The following is a 16,655-nucleotide window of genomic DNA, read 5'->3' as shown; positions in this document are numbered from 1 at the left end:
GCGGCCGCCGCGCGGATCATCCTCCCCTTGCTTCAGAAAGGTCGGTCCCGATGACCACCCAGACTTTCCGCGCGCGCCTGCTGGCCTGCGCCGCCCTCGCCGCGAGCCTTGGCCTCGCCTCGCCCACGCTGGCCCAAGAGCATGACCACGCCGGCCATGACATGCCGACGACGCCCGCCTCGAACAGCGACACCGCCTTCGAGCCCTTGGAAGAGCTGATGCCCGCCCATCCCATGCACAGCCCCCTGGGCCGCTACGGCATGGCCCGTGACGCCTCCGGCACCAGTTGGCAGCCCGACGCCTCGCCGCACGCCGGCCTCATGACCTATTCCAACGGCTGGATGCTGATGGGCCACGCCCTGTTCAATGGCGTCTATGACAGCCAGGGCGGACCGCGCGGCGGCGACAAGGCTTTCCTGGCCGGCATGGTGATGGGCATGGCCCAGCGCGACGTCGGCGACGGCGTGCTGGGCTTCAAGGCCATGCTCAGCCCCGACCCGTTCATGGGCAAGAGCGGCTATCCCCTGCTGCTGGCCACCGGCGAGACGGCCGACGGCAAGCATCCCCTGGTCGACCGCCAGCACCCGCACGACCTCTTCATGGAGCTGTCGGCCAGCTACGGCCGGCCCCTGGGCGGCGGCTTCGACGGCTATCTCTATGCCGGCCTGCCCGGCGAGCCCGCCTTCGGCCCGCCCGCCTTCATGCACCGCCAGGCAGCCCTGGACAGCCCCGAGGCCCCGATCACCCACCACTGGTTCGACTCGACCCACATCACCTTCGGCGTGGTGACGGCGGGCGTGTCGCGCGATCGATGGAAGGTCGAGGCCAGCGCCTTCCGGGGCCGCGAGCCGGATCAGAACCGCTACGACATCGAGACCGGCCGTCTCGACAGCGTCGCGACCCGCGTCTCATGGAACCCGACCCAGAACTGGGCCCTGCAGGCCAGTTGGACGCGGATCAACAGCCCCGAGGCCCTGGAGCCGGACGACGACGAGGCCCGCACCTCGCTCAGCGCGCTCTATTCCCGCCCGTTCGGCGCTCGTGGAGACGGTTCGGTCAGCGCCACCCTGGCCTGGGCCCGCAAGGACCGCATCCCCGGCGACGCCCTGCAGGCCTGGTTGTTCGAGGGCGCGATCTCGCCGGATGAGCACTGGACCGTCTTCACCCGCGCCGAACAGGTGGAGCAGGACGAACTGGCCGGCCACCACGGCGGGGTGGCCACGGTGCGCAAGCTGTCGGTCGGCGCGATCTACGACGTGCCGCTGTCGGACAGCGTCAAGCTGGGCTTCGGCGGCCTGGCCAGCGCCTTCGATGCGCCGTCGGCCCTCGGCTATGACGACCCGACGGGCGGCATGGCCTTCGTGCGGCTGAAGATCGGCTGACGCCTTGACCGCCGCTCAACGCAAGGTTTTCCTGTCGCGAGACATCGGAGGACTGGACGATGATCGGCGGTCTCTTGGCGATCGGCCTGCTGGCGGCCGGGTCCGGCGATGTCCTGGACGGAGCGAAGCTGCGCGGCGCGATGGAAGTCGCCCGCAAGGCTCCGGCCGCCGACTCGCTGGACGGTCGCCGGTTCCAGATCGCCGTCCCCTTCGTCGACGAGCGCAAGCGGACCATGAAGGTCCTGCAGAGCCCGGCCCGCTGGCGCTACGACTATTCGCGCGGCGAGCTGACGGTGATGATCGGCCTGGGCCAGATCAGCCCCCAGAACTACAGCGGCTTCGCGGCCCAGGGCCTGCCGAACCTGCCCACGCTGCAGACGGCGTTCTTCGACGGCGACGAGGTGCGCAGCCAGACGACGGTCCGGACCTTCGACCGGCTCAGGACGGTCGAAGAGGTCGCCGAGCAAAGCTACGTCACGAACTATGGCCTCGCCATTCCCTATGCCGACGGAGCCTCGGCCCTGCCGCCCCGCTTCCAGCCTTTCATGGTCCACAAGGTGCGGATGGATCAGCAGACCTACCACCGGCTGGTCCGCGGCATGACCCTGGTGCTGGAGGGGCGGCTGACCGCCCTGGGCCAGACCCCGGAAGTGTTCTGCGGCGACTATTGGGGACAGCTGGCCGCGCCCGACACCCATATCGACGACACCGTCAACCTTGTGGTGAAGGCGCGCCAATGCTTCGTCACGGCCCGGGTCGAGAAGGTCTCGGTGGTGGGCGGCGGCGGCGCGGTGCTGGCGGCCTGGGGGTCGGTCGCCCGCTGATCCGGCGTCAGCCAAAGAAAAACCCCCGCCGTCGCCGGCGGGGGTTTGTTCGTTTCCGAGCCTCTGGAGGGTCGGATCAGCCCTTGCGACCGCGCGGAGCCTTGGCCTTGCGGCCGCCTTGGCCCAGGCCCAGGGCCTTGGCCATGGCCGAGCGGGCTTCGCTGTAGGCCGGGGCGGTGGTGGGATAGTCGTTCGGCAGACCCCACTTGGCCTTGTATTCGGCGACGGTCATGCCGTGCGTGGTCAGGTGGCGCTTCAGCGTCTTGTAGGGCTTGCCGTCCTCGAAGCTGATCAGGGCGTCCGGCGTAATGCTGCGACGGATCTGAGCCGGGGTAGCCTTCGTAACGGTTTCGACGGGGGCCGCTTCCGGAGAGCCAATACCGGCCAGAGCGTCGTGAGTCGCCCGGATCAGGGCCGGCAGATCGGAAACCGACGTGCTGTTATTGGCCACATAGTTGGCGACGATCTCGGCGGTGAGCTCGATCAGGGTAGCCTTGTCTTCCACGAGGGTCTCTCCGGTGGGTATTTGACTTGGAAATACACCCGCCTCGTCGAAATACAAGTACTCAATCCGGGTAATCGTCCTTGCAAAGCCCTTAAGCAAAGCGAATCTTGAGAACAGCAACGAGAAAATCGCCTCGCCTCTAAACCATGAGAAGCGCTGGAGGCCTGGTTAGCCGGTCCCTGACCAGCCCTTCGAGACCCATGTTGCTCGAACCAAAGTTTCAGTGTCGCAACGATTCGCGACCCGCCCAGATCAGACCAAGATCAGCATTCTTTCCATGACGCGCCTTCTCGAAGCTGCGCCTTGGCCTTGTAAAGACAAAGACTTGTCGGCGAGCAGCCGACTTGGCCCACGATATGTGATCACAGACGCCGTCTTGGATTTCGACGGCCAAGGTCCGCCTCCGCGCGCCAGAATAACTTCAAGCCGGGGGTCGCGAACGGCCCCGACAGCCGACCGTCCGCCGAGTCGGATTCGCGGCGTGAGACGGCCAGGCTAATTTCTGTGGAAAACTGCGATTCCGGGTCAGGCGACGGTGGGGCCGTCCTGGAATCGTTTTTGGGAAGCGTCGCGGCGGAGGCTGATTCCGCGGGAGAAGCGTGGCTGGGGAACTAGGACTCGAACCTAGAATGACGGTACCAAAAACCGCAGTGTTACCATTACACCATTCCCCAGCAGGAACGGCGGGACCCGTCTGGGCCCGGCGAGGCGGTGGAGATAGCGCAGGAGTCGGACGGATGCAACGCTGCTTTGAACTTCTTTTTTCCCGCCGTTTTTCTTTTTGTGGAGCGATTTTTGTCGCTTGCGAGACCGCCGACGCATGTCTATAAGCCGCCCTCCAAGTCGGAGTGTGGCTCAGTCTGGTAGAGCACTGCGTTCGGGACGCAGGGGTCGCAGGTTCAAATCCTGCCACTCCGACCATTCCTTTCCCGAGATTTTCCAAGACATACGGTACGGCGGCGCCGCCCCCTTCGGGGCGCCTTCAGCCTGTCCGCCGCGGGCGTTCGGCCTCTTCCCTCCCGCCGCCGGGAACCCAGGTTGCGCGCTGTTCATTTGACCGCGACGCCAGGGGCGCTACTAGCTAGCGCGACAATAGGCAGCAGGACGTCCGATGAAGCAGTTTCTCATGACCGTGGCCGGCGTTTTCGTCGGCTTGGTGTTGTTCCTGGTCGGCGTCCCCTTCCTCCTGATCGTGATGGCGGCCAGCGCCGCCCGTCCCGCCCCCGTCCCCGCCCACACCGTGCTGCAGCTGGACCTGCGCGGCGGCCTGCCGGACCAGGATTCGCAGAACCCGTTCGCGGCCTTCAGCGGCGGCGGCGGCCAGTCGGTGATGTCGATCGTCGAGACGCTGCGCCGGGCCGAGACCGACGACAAGGTCGAGGCCGTGCTGGTGCGCCTGCCCGAGGGCGGCATGGCCCCGGCCTCGGCCGACGAGCTGCGCCTGGCCTTCAAGCACTTCCGCGCGGTGGGCAAGAAGCCGATCTTCGCCCACAGCCAGGGGCTCTATCCCTCGGGCCTGGTGACCTCGACCTACATGCTAGGCTCGGCGGCCAGCGAGTTCTGGATGCAGCCCGACAGCTCGCTGCAGGCGGTGGGCGCGTCCAGCGAGGAGATGTTCTTCAAGCGCTTCTTCGACAAGTACGGCGTCAAGGCCGACTACGAGCAGCGCTACGAGTACAAGAACGCGGTCAACCCGTACCTCTATAGCGACTACACGCCGGCCCACCGGGAATCGACGCTGTCGTGGATGGGTTCGGTCTATACGACGGCCCTGACCACGGCCGCCCAGGACCGCAAGATCGCCCCGGCCGCCCTGATCAAGGCCATCGAGGCCGGTCCCTACAGCGCCGAGGAAGCCAAGGCCAAGGGCCTGATCGACCGCGTCGGCCAGGTGAAAGAGGCCCAGGACGCCATGCTGGCCCGCGCCGGCAAAGGCGCCAAGCTGATGGACTTCGACGACTACGTCGCGCGCTCCAAGCGCCCGCCGATCAAGACCGGCCCGACCATCGCGGTCGTCCAGGCCGAGGGCGCGATCATGACCGGCAGCGGCGAGGGCGGCTCGCCGTTCGGCGGCGACTCGACGATCTATTCCGACCAAGTGGCCAAGGCCCTGTACGACGCCATCGAGGACAAGGACGTCAAGGCGATCGTCTTCCGCGTCTCCTCGCCGGGCGGCTCCGACACCGCCTCGGAGCAGATCCTGGCCGCGGTGAAGGCCGCCAAGAAGGCCAACAAGCCGGTGGTGGTCAGCATGGGCACCTATGCGGCCTCGGGCGGCTACTGGATCAGCTCCGGCGCCTCGGCGATCGTCGCCGAGCCCACCACCCTGACCGGCTCGATCGGCGTGTTCGGCGGCAAGTTCGCCCTGGGCGAGGCGCTGTCGCGGTTCGGCGTCGACGTGAAGCAGGTGCATGTCGGCGGCGACTATTCGGGCGCGTTCGGCACGGGCCAGGAATTCACCCCCGACCAGCGGGCCCGGTTCTCCGCCTGGATGGACCGCATCTACGCCGGCTTCGTCCACCGCGTCGCCGAGGGCCGCAAGCTGCCCGAGGAACGGGTGCGCGAGATCGCCAAGGGCCGCGTCTGGACCGGCGTCCAGGCCAAGCAGCTGGGCCTGGTCGACGAGCTGGGCGGCTTCTACGAGGCCGTCGACAAGGCCAAGAGCCTGGCCGGGATCAAGGGCGAGGTGAAGCTCAAGAAGATCGGCGGCTCCAACTCGCCGTTCGAGGCCCTGGAGAAGGTGCTGGGGGTCAGCGAGACCTCGATGCGCACCCTGGCCGCCTCGGCCTGGCTGCTGGGCGACCCGCGCTCGCAGTCGATCCTGGACGAGATGGCCAAGGCCCGCCTGCGCTCGACGCCGAGCGGGGCCTCGGTGCTGGCGGACACGCCGGTTCACTGACCCTCTCCGTTTGAGGGGATTGAAGGGCCGTCCGGGCGACCGGGCGGCCCTTTTTCTTGGGTCTCGCCCTGGAGCTCAGGGCGGCGAACACTTGCCCCCTACGGACCGCTTCGCGGTCGTCTTCCCCCAGAGGGGGAAGATGCGCCGCCGCCGCCGGCGCGGTCAGGCGGGGGCAAGGGGATGTGATCCCTCGCCAAAGCCATGAGTTGGAATTCGCTGAGGTTTGCCCGCTATCCGCCGAGCGTGAAGCCGTCCCCCTCCCCCTCGTGGGGAGGCTGGCCCTGGCGGAGCTAGGGTCGGGTGGGGCCCGCCGGCTCTTCAAGTCAGCTGACCCGACGCCTTGCACCGATCCCCCACCCGTCGGCTTCGCCGACACCCTCCCCACAAGCGGGAGGGATGGAGGTTCTTGAGGGCGGCGCCCCAAAGAAAAACGGCGGGCTCCGAGGAGCCCGCCGCCATTCAGGGTTCGATTGTGGTCGAGCCCTAGAAGTCCAGATCGAAGCCCAGACGCACGTAGCGCGGGGTCTGGTAGGCGATCGGGAAGCCGTACTGGGCCCGCTTGCCGCCGGCGTTGCTCTCGCCCCGCTCTTCGCGCGAGGTGATCGCGTCGGCGTTGAAGACGTTGAACACGTCGGCGCGCAGCACCAGGTTGCCGCCCAGGGCCATGATCTTCTCCGGCACGGTGTAGCGGAGCGACAGGTCGAGGTTGGTTTCCCAGTCGGTTTCCATGGCCGAACCACGCGGAACCGGGAGGCTCGGGCTGCCGGCGACCGCGAAGTTCTTACACCAGCGCGAAGCGGCGGCGTAGTTCTGCGACGGACCATCGGTCGGGTGCACGCCAAGGCAGCCTTGGTGCTTCGGCGAGATCACGCGAACGTTGGCGCCGAACATCAGGTTGTCGGTCACGGCGTAGCTGCCGAAGGCCTTGAACTGATGGGCGTGGTGGTTCGGCAGCAGGCCGTACTGGTTGTCGGTCAGACCGACGAAGTCGTACAGCACGGTCGAACCGGCGTCCGCCTGGGCGTTGTCCGAGAGGACGGTGCCTTCGTAGTTACCCTTGCTTTCCGACAGGGTGTACGAGCCCTTCAGGCCCCACTTGCCGTCGAAGGCGCGCTCGAAGGTGAACTCCAGGGCGATGTATTCGCGCTTGGGCTTCGGGAAGCCCAGCTCGTCCTTGGTGAAGGTCAGTTGCTTCGGCAGGGCGGCGGCGGCGGCGATCGTCGCGGCGTCGAAGACGGCGGCGTCGGGCTGACGCAGATTGATCGTCAGGTCCGTGCCCGGATTGAAGACGATGTACTGCCAGGAGTTGGCGCCCCAGATCGTGTTACAGGCGGCCAGGGTCGCACCGGTGGTGTGCGCGGCGCACCACTTGATGACGAACGGGTCGAGCGTGGTGTCTTCCGAGATGCGGTTCAGCTTGCGGTAGGTCAGGTTGACCCCGCCCTTCCACAGGTCGTTGAACTGACGCTCGTAGCCGATGGTGTATTCGTCTTCCTGCGAAGCCTTGATGCCTTGCTGGGCCTTGGAATAGGCCGGCTCGGCGACACCGAGACCGAAGGGAACGTTACAGCCAGCGACGTTCGGAGTGCCGGCCACGACCGAGTTCGGGCAGCGGACCAGGAAGCCCGCATCGACGCCCGGGTTGGTCGTCGTCGTGATCTGGGTGCCCAGAGCGGCAGGCGTCTTGTTGCCGTTGAGGGTGAAGTTCGGGGCGGTGTTGCCCGAACCGACCACGTAGCCCGGCGCGTAGAAGAACGTGCTGTAGCCCAGGTCGGCGCCGCGATAGCTGAGGTTCGACGCCGGCGGGATGTAGTAGCGGCCGAACGAGGCCGAGACCTTGTCCTTGCCTTCGCCGACCGGATCCCAGGTCACGCCGACGCGCGGGCCCCAGTTGTTCTTCAGGTTCAGCACCGTTTCGCCCAGGAGGTTGTCCAGGGTGAACTTGTCGTTGCGGATGCCCAGCTGCAGGTTCAGGTTCGGGGTGATGTCCCAGGCGTCCTGGATGTACCAGGCCGCGTTCACGCCGTGCACCGGGGCGCCGCCGAAGCGGTTCGTCGAGATTTCGACGTAGTTCACGCCGGTCGGAACGGCCAGGGAGTCGCCCGAGCTACCTTGGTGGTAGATGTAGGCGATACCCGTGGCGCCGGGGCCCGTGTCGATGTTGGCGTGGTTCAGCGTGGTCTTTTCGTGGTCGTAACCCGTACGGATGTGGTGATCACCCATCAGGTTGAAGTAGAAGTCGCCGTCGACGCGGTAGAACTCGCGCAGAGTCTTGCGGGTTTCGATGGCGCCTTGCTTCTGGTTGCTGATCGCGGTCAGCGAACCGGTCGAGTAGTCTTCCTGCACGAACGGATCGACCGTGTTGGTCGGCAGCACGCTGTTGGAGTCGCGGTTGCGGCCGTAGGCGGCCGACAGGGTGAACCAGTCGGTGAACGTGCCGGTGTAGCGCGCGACGTAGTTCACGCCGCCCTGACGGTAGACCGTCGACGGCAGCTGGGCGCCGATGACGTCGGTCGTGCCGTTATAGAGATAGGCGGTGCGGTCGATCGTCTTCTGGGTGTCGAAATAGGTCAGTTCGACGCGCTGGCGGTCGGTGATGTAGCCGTCGATCTTGGCGCCCCAGAACGGGTCGTTCGACTTGTCGACCGTGTACTGGCCGAGGGTCTTGAAGGCCGTCGACTGCGAGTTCTCGCGCTGTTGGTTCAGCACGTAGAAGAACAGGTGGTCCTTGATGATCGGGCCGCTGACCTCGAAGGTGCCGCTCTTGCTCGACTGGCCGCCGCGGTGGTTGGCGATCAGGTAGGAGTCCGGCGAGTCTTCGCGCATGCTGTCGAGTTCGAAGTTGCCGTGGACGGCGAACTTGAAGTCGTTGGAGCCCGACTTGGTGACGGCGTTGATGACGCCGCCCGTGGCGCGGCCGAATTCGGCGGGATAGCCGCCGGTCTTCACTTCGATCGACTTGTAGAAGTCGAACGGCACTTCGGCGGCGCCGATGTACGTGTCGAAGTTGGTGATGTTCAGGCCGTTGATGTAGAAGGTGTTTTCAGCGACCGAGCCGCCGCCGACCGAGGGTTGGCCGCCGAAGTTCGCGGCGCTCGGGGCGGTGCCCACGCGCGCGGCCGAGCCGACGACGACGCCCGGAGCCAGCTGGACGACCGCCGTCAGCGAGCGGCCGATCGGCGCTTGCTTGGTCAGGGTCTCCATGTCGACGGTCAGACCCTTGGTCGTCGCGGCGAAGTCCAGCTGCGGGTTGGCGGTGGCGGTGACGACCACTTCGCTGACCGAGCCGCCGACTTCCGTCAGCGTGAACGAGTAGGCGGTCGAACCACCCAGGGCGACGCGGACGTTGCCGTCGCTGGTCGGCTGGTAGCCTTCCTTGGCGATCGAGACCGAGTAGCCGCCGATCGGGATCAGGGGAACGCGGAATTGGCCGTTGCCGTCGGTGGTGACGGTGCGGCTGAAGCCTTGATCCAGCGACTTAACGGTGACGGTCGCGTCCGGAACGGTGACGCCGGCCGAGTCCTTGACGGTGCCGAGCAGCGAGCCCGAGCTGTAGTCCTGGGCGCTGGCCAGGGTCGGGATCGCCGTGGCGACCGCCGTGACGGCCAACGGCGCGGCGACGGTGGCCAGACCGGCCAGCAGCGTCGACGTCAAGAGACGCGCGCGGGCGCCGCCCTTGGTGGAATTCATCTTCATAATATCCCCTCTGACATGGCGAAGCATCCCGACCGCCCGCACGCGCCCTTTTCGGGGACGTTACGTTCGGCCTGTCCGGATTTTTGCCCCAACTCCACCACGAGAACTTAGGTGTCCCGGAAAACATTTCCCCGGTTGGGGTGACGTTAGGAGGCGCGCCGCGCGCCGGTCAATTCCCATTACCAGTCTGTAATCACATCGCCTGGGGCTGTCGCATTATCGCAACACGATCGCCTCATTTCTGACGAACGCCGCTCAGATTTTCCACAAACCTCCGGATAACATGGGTCTCGGCCCCCGTATCCCGTTGGTCTCACAGGCAAATTCCACCCGAACTCCGCCAGGGGGCGCCCCATGCCCACGGCCGGGCCTCGCAGGGTCAAAAACCGCCGACCTCGGGTTGACAATCGAGAAATCACCCCACGAAACGTCGCCTTTAGCGGTACCAAATGCCGAACCCTGACGATCGGCGCGAAATTCTTCCTATGTATCGCTCAAATTTCCGTCACATTTGCCCACCGGCGACCGTTGCACGGGCGCCCGAGTGTCGGGATGATGAGGACACGCCGCCCCGGCGCCGTCCTTTCCATTTGCCCCACGAGCGACATGCCCATGACCGTGTTCCGACGTGTTACCGACTCGCTTTCGGTCAGCCCCCAGATCGCGCTCGACGACCTGGGCCGCGCGGCCGGCGACGGCTTCGTGCTGGTGATCAACAATCGTCCCGACGACGAGGAGCCCGGCCAGCCGTCCAGCGCGCAGGTCGAGGCGGCGGCCCGGGCCGCGGGCCTGGACTACGTGCATATCCCGGTGCGGGGCGGGCCGACCTTCGACCAGGTCGAGGCCGTGCGGCGCGCGGTCGAGGGCGCGGAAGGGCCGGTCCTGGCCTTCTGCCGCTCGGGCACGCGCTCGATCGTCACCTGGTCGCTGGGCCAGGCGGCCTCGGGCGCGGCCGACCGCGCCGAGCTGGTGCGCCTGGGCGCCGACGCCGGCTACGACCTGTCGGGCGTGCTGGGCGTCTAGCGCCTAGTAGTGGTGGCTGAGGGCGACCCGGGCGGCCATCGCCGCCGGTTCGGGCGTGCAGCTGGCCACCACGAACTGGGCCACGATGAGACACAGGATGGCGAAGGCCGCGCGCTGGAGCCGTTTTGAAACAAAAATCGCTGCGTCGGCGGCCATGATCCGTACTCCTGGAGGTCTACGGGCCGCCCACCGCAAGACCGGCGCCGATCCGCCTCTCGAAAGGCCGATATCCACATGATCCCCTTCGTCCGCGAGATCGAGTTCGAGTACGGGCGGTGCGACCAGGTCTCGCCGCTGATCCGCCGGGTGATCGCCGACAATCCGGGCCCCTTCACCTATGTCGGCACGGGCACGTACATCGTCGGGCGCGGGACGGTGGCGGTGATCGACCCGGGGCCCGACCTCGACGGCCACCTCCAGGCCCTGCTGGCGGCGCTGCAGGGCGAGACGGTCAGCCACATCCTGGTCACCCACCACCACAGCGACCACTCCCCCCTCGCCCGCCCGTTGCAGAAGGCGACCGGGGCGACCATTTACGGCCGCCGCGCGCCGCATCTGGCCGAGCTGGCGCCGGACCTAGCCCTGGAGGCCGGCGAGGACGAGGGCTTCCGCCCCGATGTCGAGATCGCCGACGGCGACGTCTTCTCGGGCTCGGGCTGGACCCTGCGCGCCGTGACCACGCCGGGCCACACGTCCAACCACGTCTGCTTCGCCCTGAACGAAGAGAACGCCCTGTTCTCCGGCGACCACGTCATGGGCTGGTCGACCACGGTGATCACCCCGCCCGACGGCGACATGGGCGACTATTTCGCCAGCCTGGAGAAGGTGGCGGCGATGGGGTTCGACACGCTGTGGCCCACCCACGGCGCGCCGGTGCGCCAGGTCGCGCCGTTCATCCAGGCCTATGCCGACCATCGCCGGGCCCGCGAGGCCCAGGTGCTGGCGGCGCTGGCCGAGGGCCCGACCACGATCAAGGCCATGGTCCCCACCCTCTACGCCGCCGTCGATCCCCGCCTGCACCCGGCGGCGGCCATGTCGGTGCTGGCGCACATGCTGCTGCTGGTGAAGGAAGGGCGGGTGACGTGCGAGGGAGAGCCGGGGTTGGACAGCGTGTACCGGCTGGCCGCCTGAAGCGGAGTTTCAGCGCACTCGGGCCGACCTCCTCAATCCTCTCATCTATTCGTCATTCCGGGCCTTGTGCCCGGAACCCCTCTATCCGCCGCAGGTGCAGTTGAGGCGGTTCGCTGGCGAACCGCTTGCGCTTCACGTGGAAGCTGAACCAGGGGTTCCGGGCACAGGGCCCGGAATGACGAATGAAAAGGGATAGGGTGATATTGAATGGCGTTCGACGACGGCCGAACGCGCCCTACCCCTTCACCACCGCCAGCAGGTCGCCCACCCGGCGGCAGTTGCGGCCCATGTCGCCGCCGGCCTCGCGGCCGACCGCGCGCATGTCGACCCGGGCGCCGGAGGCGTCGGGGCGCACCCGCACCACCAGGTCGTCCTTCAGCCCGTACCAGAAGCTCTGGCCGGTGGCCTCGAGGCGGCCGTCCATCGGGTCGTCGGTGACGATCGAGAGGCCCGCGGCCTGGACGGCGGCCTTGGCGGCCTCGTAGGCGTCGGCGGGCGAGCGCGTCAGGACCAGCGGCCGGGCGGCCGGGCAGGTCTCGGCGTTGACGTCGGCGATCCGGCGGCCGGCATAGGCCAGCGAGCCGACCGGCAGGCTGGGATCGGTCTCGACGGTCTGGGCCTGGTCGCCCCGCGCCGCCAGGGCGGCGTCCGACAGCATCAGCGGCGTCTTCCAGTCGGTGGAGACGTCGTGGACCGGCGGCGCGCGGCCGCCCATGGCGTTGGCCGCGACCATGACGCCCAGGGTGGCGATGGTGACCGCCAGGGCCAGCAGGGCCTTCTTCCAGTGCCGCGAGAAGCCGCCGAACAGGGCGAAGATCAGGCCCAGCACGCCCGTGGCGACGCCCAGCATGGCCGCCTTGGGCGCCCAGTCCAGGGTCATCTGATCGTAGCCGAGGGCCAGGGGGATCACCCCGGCCTTCACGCCCAGGGCGCCGGCCCCGACCAGCAGGGCGGGCGCCAGGGCGATCAGCACGATCAGGTCCAGCAGGCCGGACGTGAAGCCGCCCTTGGACTTGCCGGCGGCCGGCTGGTCAGCGCCCTTGGCCTTCGCCCTGCCCTTCTTGCCCCGGCGCGCGGGGATGACCGGCATAGCCAGCGGCGCCTCCTCGGCGACGAAGACCGGCTCGGCGTGGAAGGCCTCCTCCGGCACGGGGGCCAGGGCCGGCGCGGCGGGCAGCGGCCCCAGGGGGAAGTGCTCCTCCTGGCCGCGTTGCTCGAACACCGGCTCGACGTGCGGCGCGGGCGCCGGGCGCGGCGTCTCGGCGGGACTGACGGCCGCCGCGGCGGCGGCTTCGGCCAGCAGCTCGGCGACGGGCGTCGCGGGCTCGGACTCGGCATGCGCCAGGGCCTCGACCACCACCGGCTCGGGGATGGGCGGCGGCTCCGACAGCGGCTCCTCCGGCTCGGGCGCGTAGATCCGCGCGGCCTGGGCCCCGTCGGCGGCGGCCAGGGCGGCGGGCGGCGGCTCCTCCTCGGGCGGCGCGGCCGCCTCGGCCTGGGCGACGGTCGCGGCCGCCACGCCCGGCAGGATGTAGTCCTTCATGCGCTGGCGGATCAGCTTCTTGTCGATCTTGCCGGTCGCGCCCAGCGGGATCTCGTCGACGAAGACCACGTCGTCGGGCATCCACCACTTGGCGATCTTGCCCTGCAGGAACTCCAGGAACTCCTCCTTGGTGGCGGTCTCGCCGTCCTTCAGCTTGACCAGCAGGATCGGCCGCTCGTCCCACTTGGGATGGGGCACGCCGATCACCGCCGTCATCGCCGCCTTGGGATGGCCCAGGGCGATGTTCTCGATGTCGATCGAGCTGATCCACTCGCCGCCCGACTTGACCACGTCCTTGGCCCGGTCGGTGATCTGCATGAAGCCGTGGTCGTCGATCGTGGCCACGTCGCCGGTGTCGAAGAAGCCCTCGTCGTCCAGGATCCTGCCGCCGGCGCCCCGGAAGTATTCGGCGGCGATGATCGGGCCACGGATCTTCAGGTTGCCGAAGCTCTTGCCGTCGTGCGGCAGGCGCTGGCCCGCGTCGTCGGTCAGCTTCAGCTCCACGCCCAGCGGCGGCCGGCCCTGCTTGAGGCGGTAGGGCATCTGCTGGTCGTAGGGCAGCTTCTCCAGCTCGTCGGTCATCACCGACAGGGTGCCGACCGGCGAGGTCTCGGTCATGCCCCAGGCGTGGACCACCTCGACGTCGTAGTCCTCCTGGAAGGCGCGGATGATCACCTCGGGACAGGCCGCCCCGCCGATCACCACCTTGCGCAGGTTCGGCAGCTTGCCGCCGCTTTCCTTCAGGTGCTGCAGCAGCATCTGCCACACCGTCGGCACGGCGGCCGAGAAGGTCACGCCCTCGGTGTCGAGCAGTTCGTAGATCGAGGCCCCGTCCATCTTGGCGCCGGGCATCACCATCTTGGCGCCTGTCCCCGGGGCCGAGAACGCCACGCCCCAGGCGTTGGCGTGGAACATCGGCACCACCGGCAGGATCACGTCCTTCTGCGACAGGCCCATCACGTCGGGCTGCAGGGTGATCAGGGTGTGCAGGAAGTTGGAGCGGTGCGAGTACAGCACCCCCTTGGGGTCGCCCGTCGTGCCCGAGGTGTAGCAGAGCCCCGCCGCCGTGCCCTCGTCGAACCCGCCCCAGGCGCAGTCGGCCGAATGCTCGGCGACCAGGTCCTCGTAGCAGAGCAGGCCCTTGAAGTTGGGCGCCTCGCCGGCCGGCTTGAAGTCGGCGGGCATGTGGGCGCGGTCGGTGAACAGGACCACGTGCTCGACCGTGGGCAGGTGGTGCAGGACGCCGGCGATGATCGGCAGGAAGGTCAGGTCCACGAAGATGGCGCGGTCGCCGGCGTGGTTGGCGATCCAGGCGATCTGCTCGGGGAACAGGCGCGGGTTCAGGGTGTGGCAGACGGCCCCCACGCCCATGATGCCGTACCAGGCCTCCATGTGCCGAGCGGTGTTCCAGGCCAGGGTGCCGACCCGGTCGCCCGGCTTGATCCCCAGGCCCAGCAGGGCGTTGGACACCCGCTTGGCGCGGTCGTGGACCGCGCCGTAGGTGGTGCGGACGATCGGCCCCTCGACCGACCGCGTGACGACTTCGCGCCCGCCATGCCACAGGGCGGCGTGGTCGATGATCTTGTCGACCGTCAAAGCCCCGTGCTGCATCAAGCCCTGCATCGCCCCCGCACTCCTGGTTCCATTATCGTTGTTCAGGCAAGGCTAGCGGCGCCCGGCCCCCGGCGCAACGCGCGGCGCGCCCGAGGCGAACCTGGAGCGAACCGGGCCCGGATCTGGACCACGACGCGCTGATCCGCCGCACGCCTTGTTCAGCTCCTGGAAGCCCTGATCGTCTATAATCGGTCGACTGGACGACTTAGCGGACTGGATTCGAGTGAGACGAGTGGACGCCATCTTGGCCGACGATCGGTTGGACGAAGTGGCGATGGACACCCATCGCCTGCTGCTGTCCCGCCTGATCCCCGCGGTGATGGCGGCCGGCGTCACGCAGATGGCCCTGGGCTGGACCTTCGGCCTGGGCTGGCTGGCGGTGTTCCTGGCCAGCGAAGGCCTGGCGCGGCTGGCGACCGGGCGGTTCAAGCCGGGCGTCGCCGGCACGCCGACCATGCGCGCCGTCTTCCTGCTGGGCGCCCTGCCGATCAACCTGACCTGGTCGTGGCTGGCGGCGGCCATGTGGTTCTCGCCGCTGCACGACATGCGGCTGGCCGCCGCCTGCGTCTGGGTGGGCCAGGTGGTCTACACCCAGAACTTCCGCCACCAGCCGGCCGCCCTGATCGCGGTGTCGGCCTTCGCGCCGATGGTCAGCCTGGTGGTCTTCCCGCTGTTCTTCTTCCCCGACCAGGGCGTGGGTCCGAACATCGCCCGCTGGGGCCTGGTCATGGTGGTGGCCACGACCCTGAACGTCATGCTGGCCAACCGCGCCGCCGCCAAGCGGATGGACGCCCTGACCCGCGGCCTGCGCGAGGAACGCGAGCGGGCCCTGGAGGCCAACCGCGCCAAGTCGACCTTCGTGGCCGTCACCAGCCACGAGCTGCGCACGCCGATGAACGGCCTGCTGGGCATGGCCTACGCCCTGGACCGCAGCAACCTCAACGAGGCCCAGCGCCGCCACGTGCGCCTGATGATCAAGTCGGGCGACAGCCTGATGCAGGTGCTCAACGACGTGCTGGACCTGTCGAAGATCGAGGCCGGCAAGGTCGAGCTGGACCGCGTGGCCGTCAATCTGCACGACCTGGTCCGCGCGGCCGGCGACGCCTGGCGCGACGCCGCCGCCGAGAAGGGCCTGTGGCTGAAGGTCGAGATCGCCTCGTCCTCGCCCGCCTGGGTCCTGGCCGACCCGCAGCGCATCCGCCAGGTGCTGATGAACCTGATCTCCAACGGCCTGAAGTTCACCAGCCACGGCGGCGTGACGATCCAGCTGTCGGCGCGCAACGCCCCCCTGGCCCAGGGCGACAGCGAGGTCCGGCTGCGGGTGATCGACACCGGCGTCGGCGTCGACGCCAACGTCCACGACCGCATCTTCGAAAGCTTCACCCAGGCCGACAACGCCGTCTCGCGCAGCCACGGCGGCACGGGCCTGGGCCTGACCATCTCGCGCGCCCTGGCCCGCCAGATGGACGGCGACCTGGTTCTGGAAAGCGGCGTCGGCGGGGCGACCTTCGTCTTCACCCTGAACGCCACGCCGATCGCGGCGCCGGCCGCCGTGACGGCGGCGGCGGCCGACGAAGTCGAGGACCAGGACGAGCCCGACCTGGACGCCCTGCGCATCCTGATGGCCGAGGACAACGCCATCAACCAGGTCGTGGTCCGCACCATGCTGGAGGCCACCGGCGTGGCCCTGACCGTGGTCGGCGACGGCCAGGCGGCGCTGGACGCCCTGGCGACCGACGCGTTCGACGCGGTGCTGATGGACATCAACATGCCGGTGATGGACGGCATCACCGCCCTCGGCGAAATCCGCGCCGGCCGGGCGGGCGCCCCGGCGATCCCCGTCATCGCCCTGACCGCCTCGGCCATGTCGGGCGACCGCGAGCGCTTCCTGGCCATGGGCTTCGACGACCACCTGGGCAAGCCGATCCGCCCGGTCGAGCTGCTGTCGTCGATCTGCGGCGCGGTGCGGGGCAAGGCCAGGGGCTGCGTGGAGGCGGCGGCGACGGGATCGTAGGGCCCAGGTCCGATTGACTTCCGC

The 16,655-nt window shown here is 68.3% G+C and carries 10 protein-coding genes and 2 tRNA genes; 7 read left to right on the top strand and 5 right to left on the bottom strand.

Annotated features, from left to right (window positions below; translation table 11 throughout):
- The first annotated feature begins 50 nt into the window (after positions 1–50).
- Both AC1U89_RS03425 and AC1U89_RS03420 read left to right on the top strand, forming a co-directional pair.
- On the top strand, positions 51–1,382 hold the full coding sequence (locus AC1U89_RS03425; protein WP_479898280.1) for a hypothetical protein: 1,332 nt from the start codon (positions 51–53) through the stop codon (positions 1,380–1,382).
- 59 nt (positions 1,383–1,441) lie between these two features.
- The gene (locus AC1U89_RS03420) at positions 1,442–2,206 is read left to right on the top strand and encodes a hypothetical protein (RefSeq protein WP_479898278.1); all 765 of its coding nucleotides are present in this window, start codon (positions 1,442–1,444) and stop codon (positions 2,204–2,206) included.
- A gap of 76 nt (positions 2,207–2,282) precedes the next feature.
- Here the strand turns inward: AC1U89_RS03420 and AC1U89_RS03415 are convergent, their stop codons facing one another.
- Together AC1U89_RS03415 and AC1U89_RS03410 are read right to left on the bottom strand one after the other, a co-directional pair.
- Positions 2,283–2,711 carry a Ros/MucR family transcriptional regulator gene (locus tag AC1U89_RS03415; protein ID WP_012285398.1) on the bottom strand — a complete coding sequence of 143 codons (429 nt, stop codon included), beginning with the start codon at positions 2,709–2,711 and terminating at the stop codon, positions 2,283–2,285.
- A 600-nt stretch (positions 2,712–3,311) separates the two neighbouring features.
- A tRNA-Gln gene (locus AC1U89_RS03410) sits at positions 3,312–3,385 on the bottom strand.
- A 170-nt stretch (positions 3,386–3,555) separates the two neighbouring features.
- Here AC1U89_RS03410 and AC1U89_RS03405 point away from each other — a divergent pair.
- Positions 3,556–3,632, top strand: a tRNA-Pro gene (locus AC1U89_RS03405).
- 190 nt (positions 3,633–3,822) lie between these two features.
- Positions 3,823–5,610 (top strand): signal peptide peptidase SppA, encoded by a 1,788-nt coding sequence (gene sppA / locus AC1U89_RS03400; protein WP_479898277.1) that lies wholly within the window; start codon positions 3,823–3,825, stop codon positions 5,608–5,610.
- Positions 5,611–6,093: 483 nt separating this feature from the next.
- Here sppA and AC1U89_RS03395 read toward each other — a convergent pair whose 3' ends face one another.
- The gene (locus AC1U89_RS03395) at positions 6,094–9,300 is read right to left on the bottom strand and encodes a TonB-dependent receptor (RefSeq protein WP_479898276.1); all 3,207 of its coding nucleotides are present in this window, start codon (positions 9,298–9,300) and stop codon (positions 6,094–6,096) included.
- 618 nt (positions 9,301–9,918) lie between these two features.
- On the opposite strand from AC1U89_RS03395, the gene AC1U89_RS03390 reads away from it, so the two are divergent.
- Positions 9,919–10,329, top strand: a complete 411-nt coding sequence (locus tag AC1U89_RS03390) for a TIGR01244 family sulfur transferase (RefSeq protein ID WP_479898275.1) — start codon at positions 9,919–9,921, stop codon at positions 10,327–10,329.
- Between the two features lie 3 nt (positions 10,330–10,332).
- Here the strand turns inward: AC1U89_RS03390 and AC1U89_RS03385 are convergent, their stop codons facing one another.
- Positions 10,333–10,485, bottom strand: a complete 153-nt coding sequence (locus tag AC1U89_RS03385; RefSeq protein WP_477099599.1) for a hypothetical protein — start codon at positions 10,483–10,485, stop codon at positions 10,333–10,335.
- 78 nt (positions 10,486–10,563) lie between these two features.
- Here AC1U89_RS03385 and AC1U89_RS03380 point away from each other — a divergent pair, with 78 nt between their 5' ends.
- Entirely contained in the window at positions 10,564–11,460 is an 897-nt protein-coding gene (locus AC1U89_RS03380; protein WP_479898274.1) for an MBL fold metallo-hydrolase, read from the top strand.
- 235 nt (positions 11,461–11,695) lie between these two features.
- On the opposite strand, the gene AC1U89_RS03375 is transcribed toward AC1U89_RS03380, so the two are convergent.
- Positions 11,696–14,626: a long-chain-fatty-acid--CoA ligase gene (locus AC1U89_RS03375; protein ID WP_479898273.1), complete on the bottom strand. Its 2,931-nt coding sequence runs from the start codon at positions 14,624–14,626 to the stop codon at positions 11,696–11,698.
- A 223-nt stretch (positions 14,627–14,849) separates the two neighbouring features.
- On the opposite strand from AC1U89_RS03375, the gene AC1U89_RS03370 reads away from it, so the two are divergent.
- Entirely contained in the window at positions 14,850–16,631 is a 1,782-nt protein-coding gene (locus tag AC1U89_RS03370; protein WP_479898272.1) for an ATP-binding protein, read from the top strand.
- The last annotated feature ends 24 nt before the right edge of the window (positions 16,632–16,655 follow it).

Source organism: Caulobacter sp. 05T431 (genome assembly GCF_056665975.1).
Note: the sequence above shows the minus strand (reverse complement) of the source record. Positions and strands in the feature narration are given on the sequence as shown.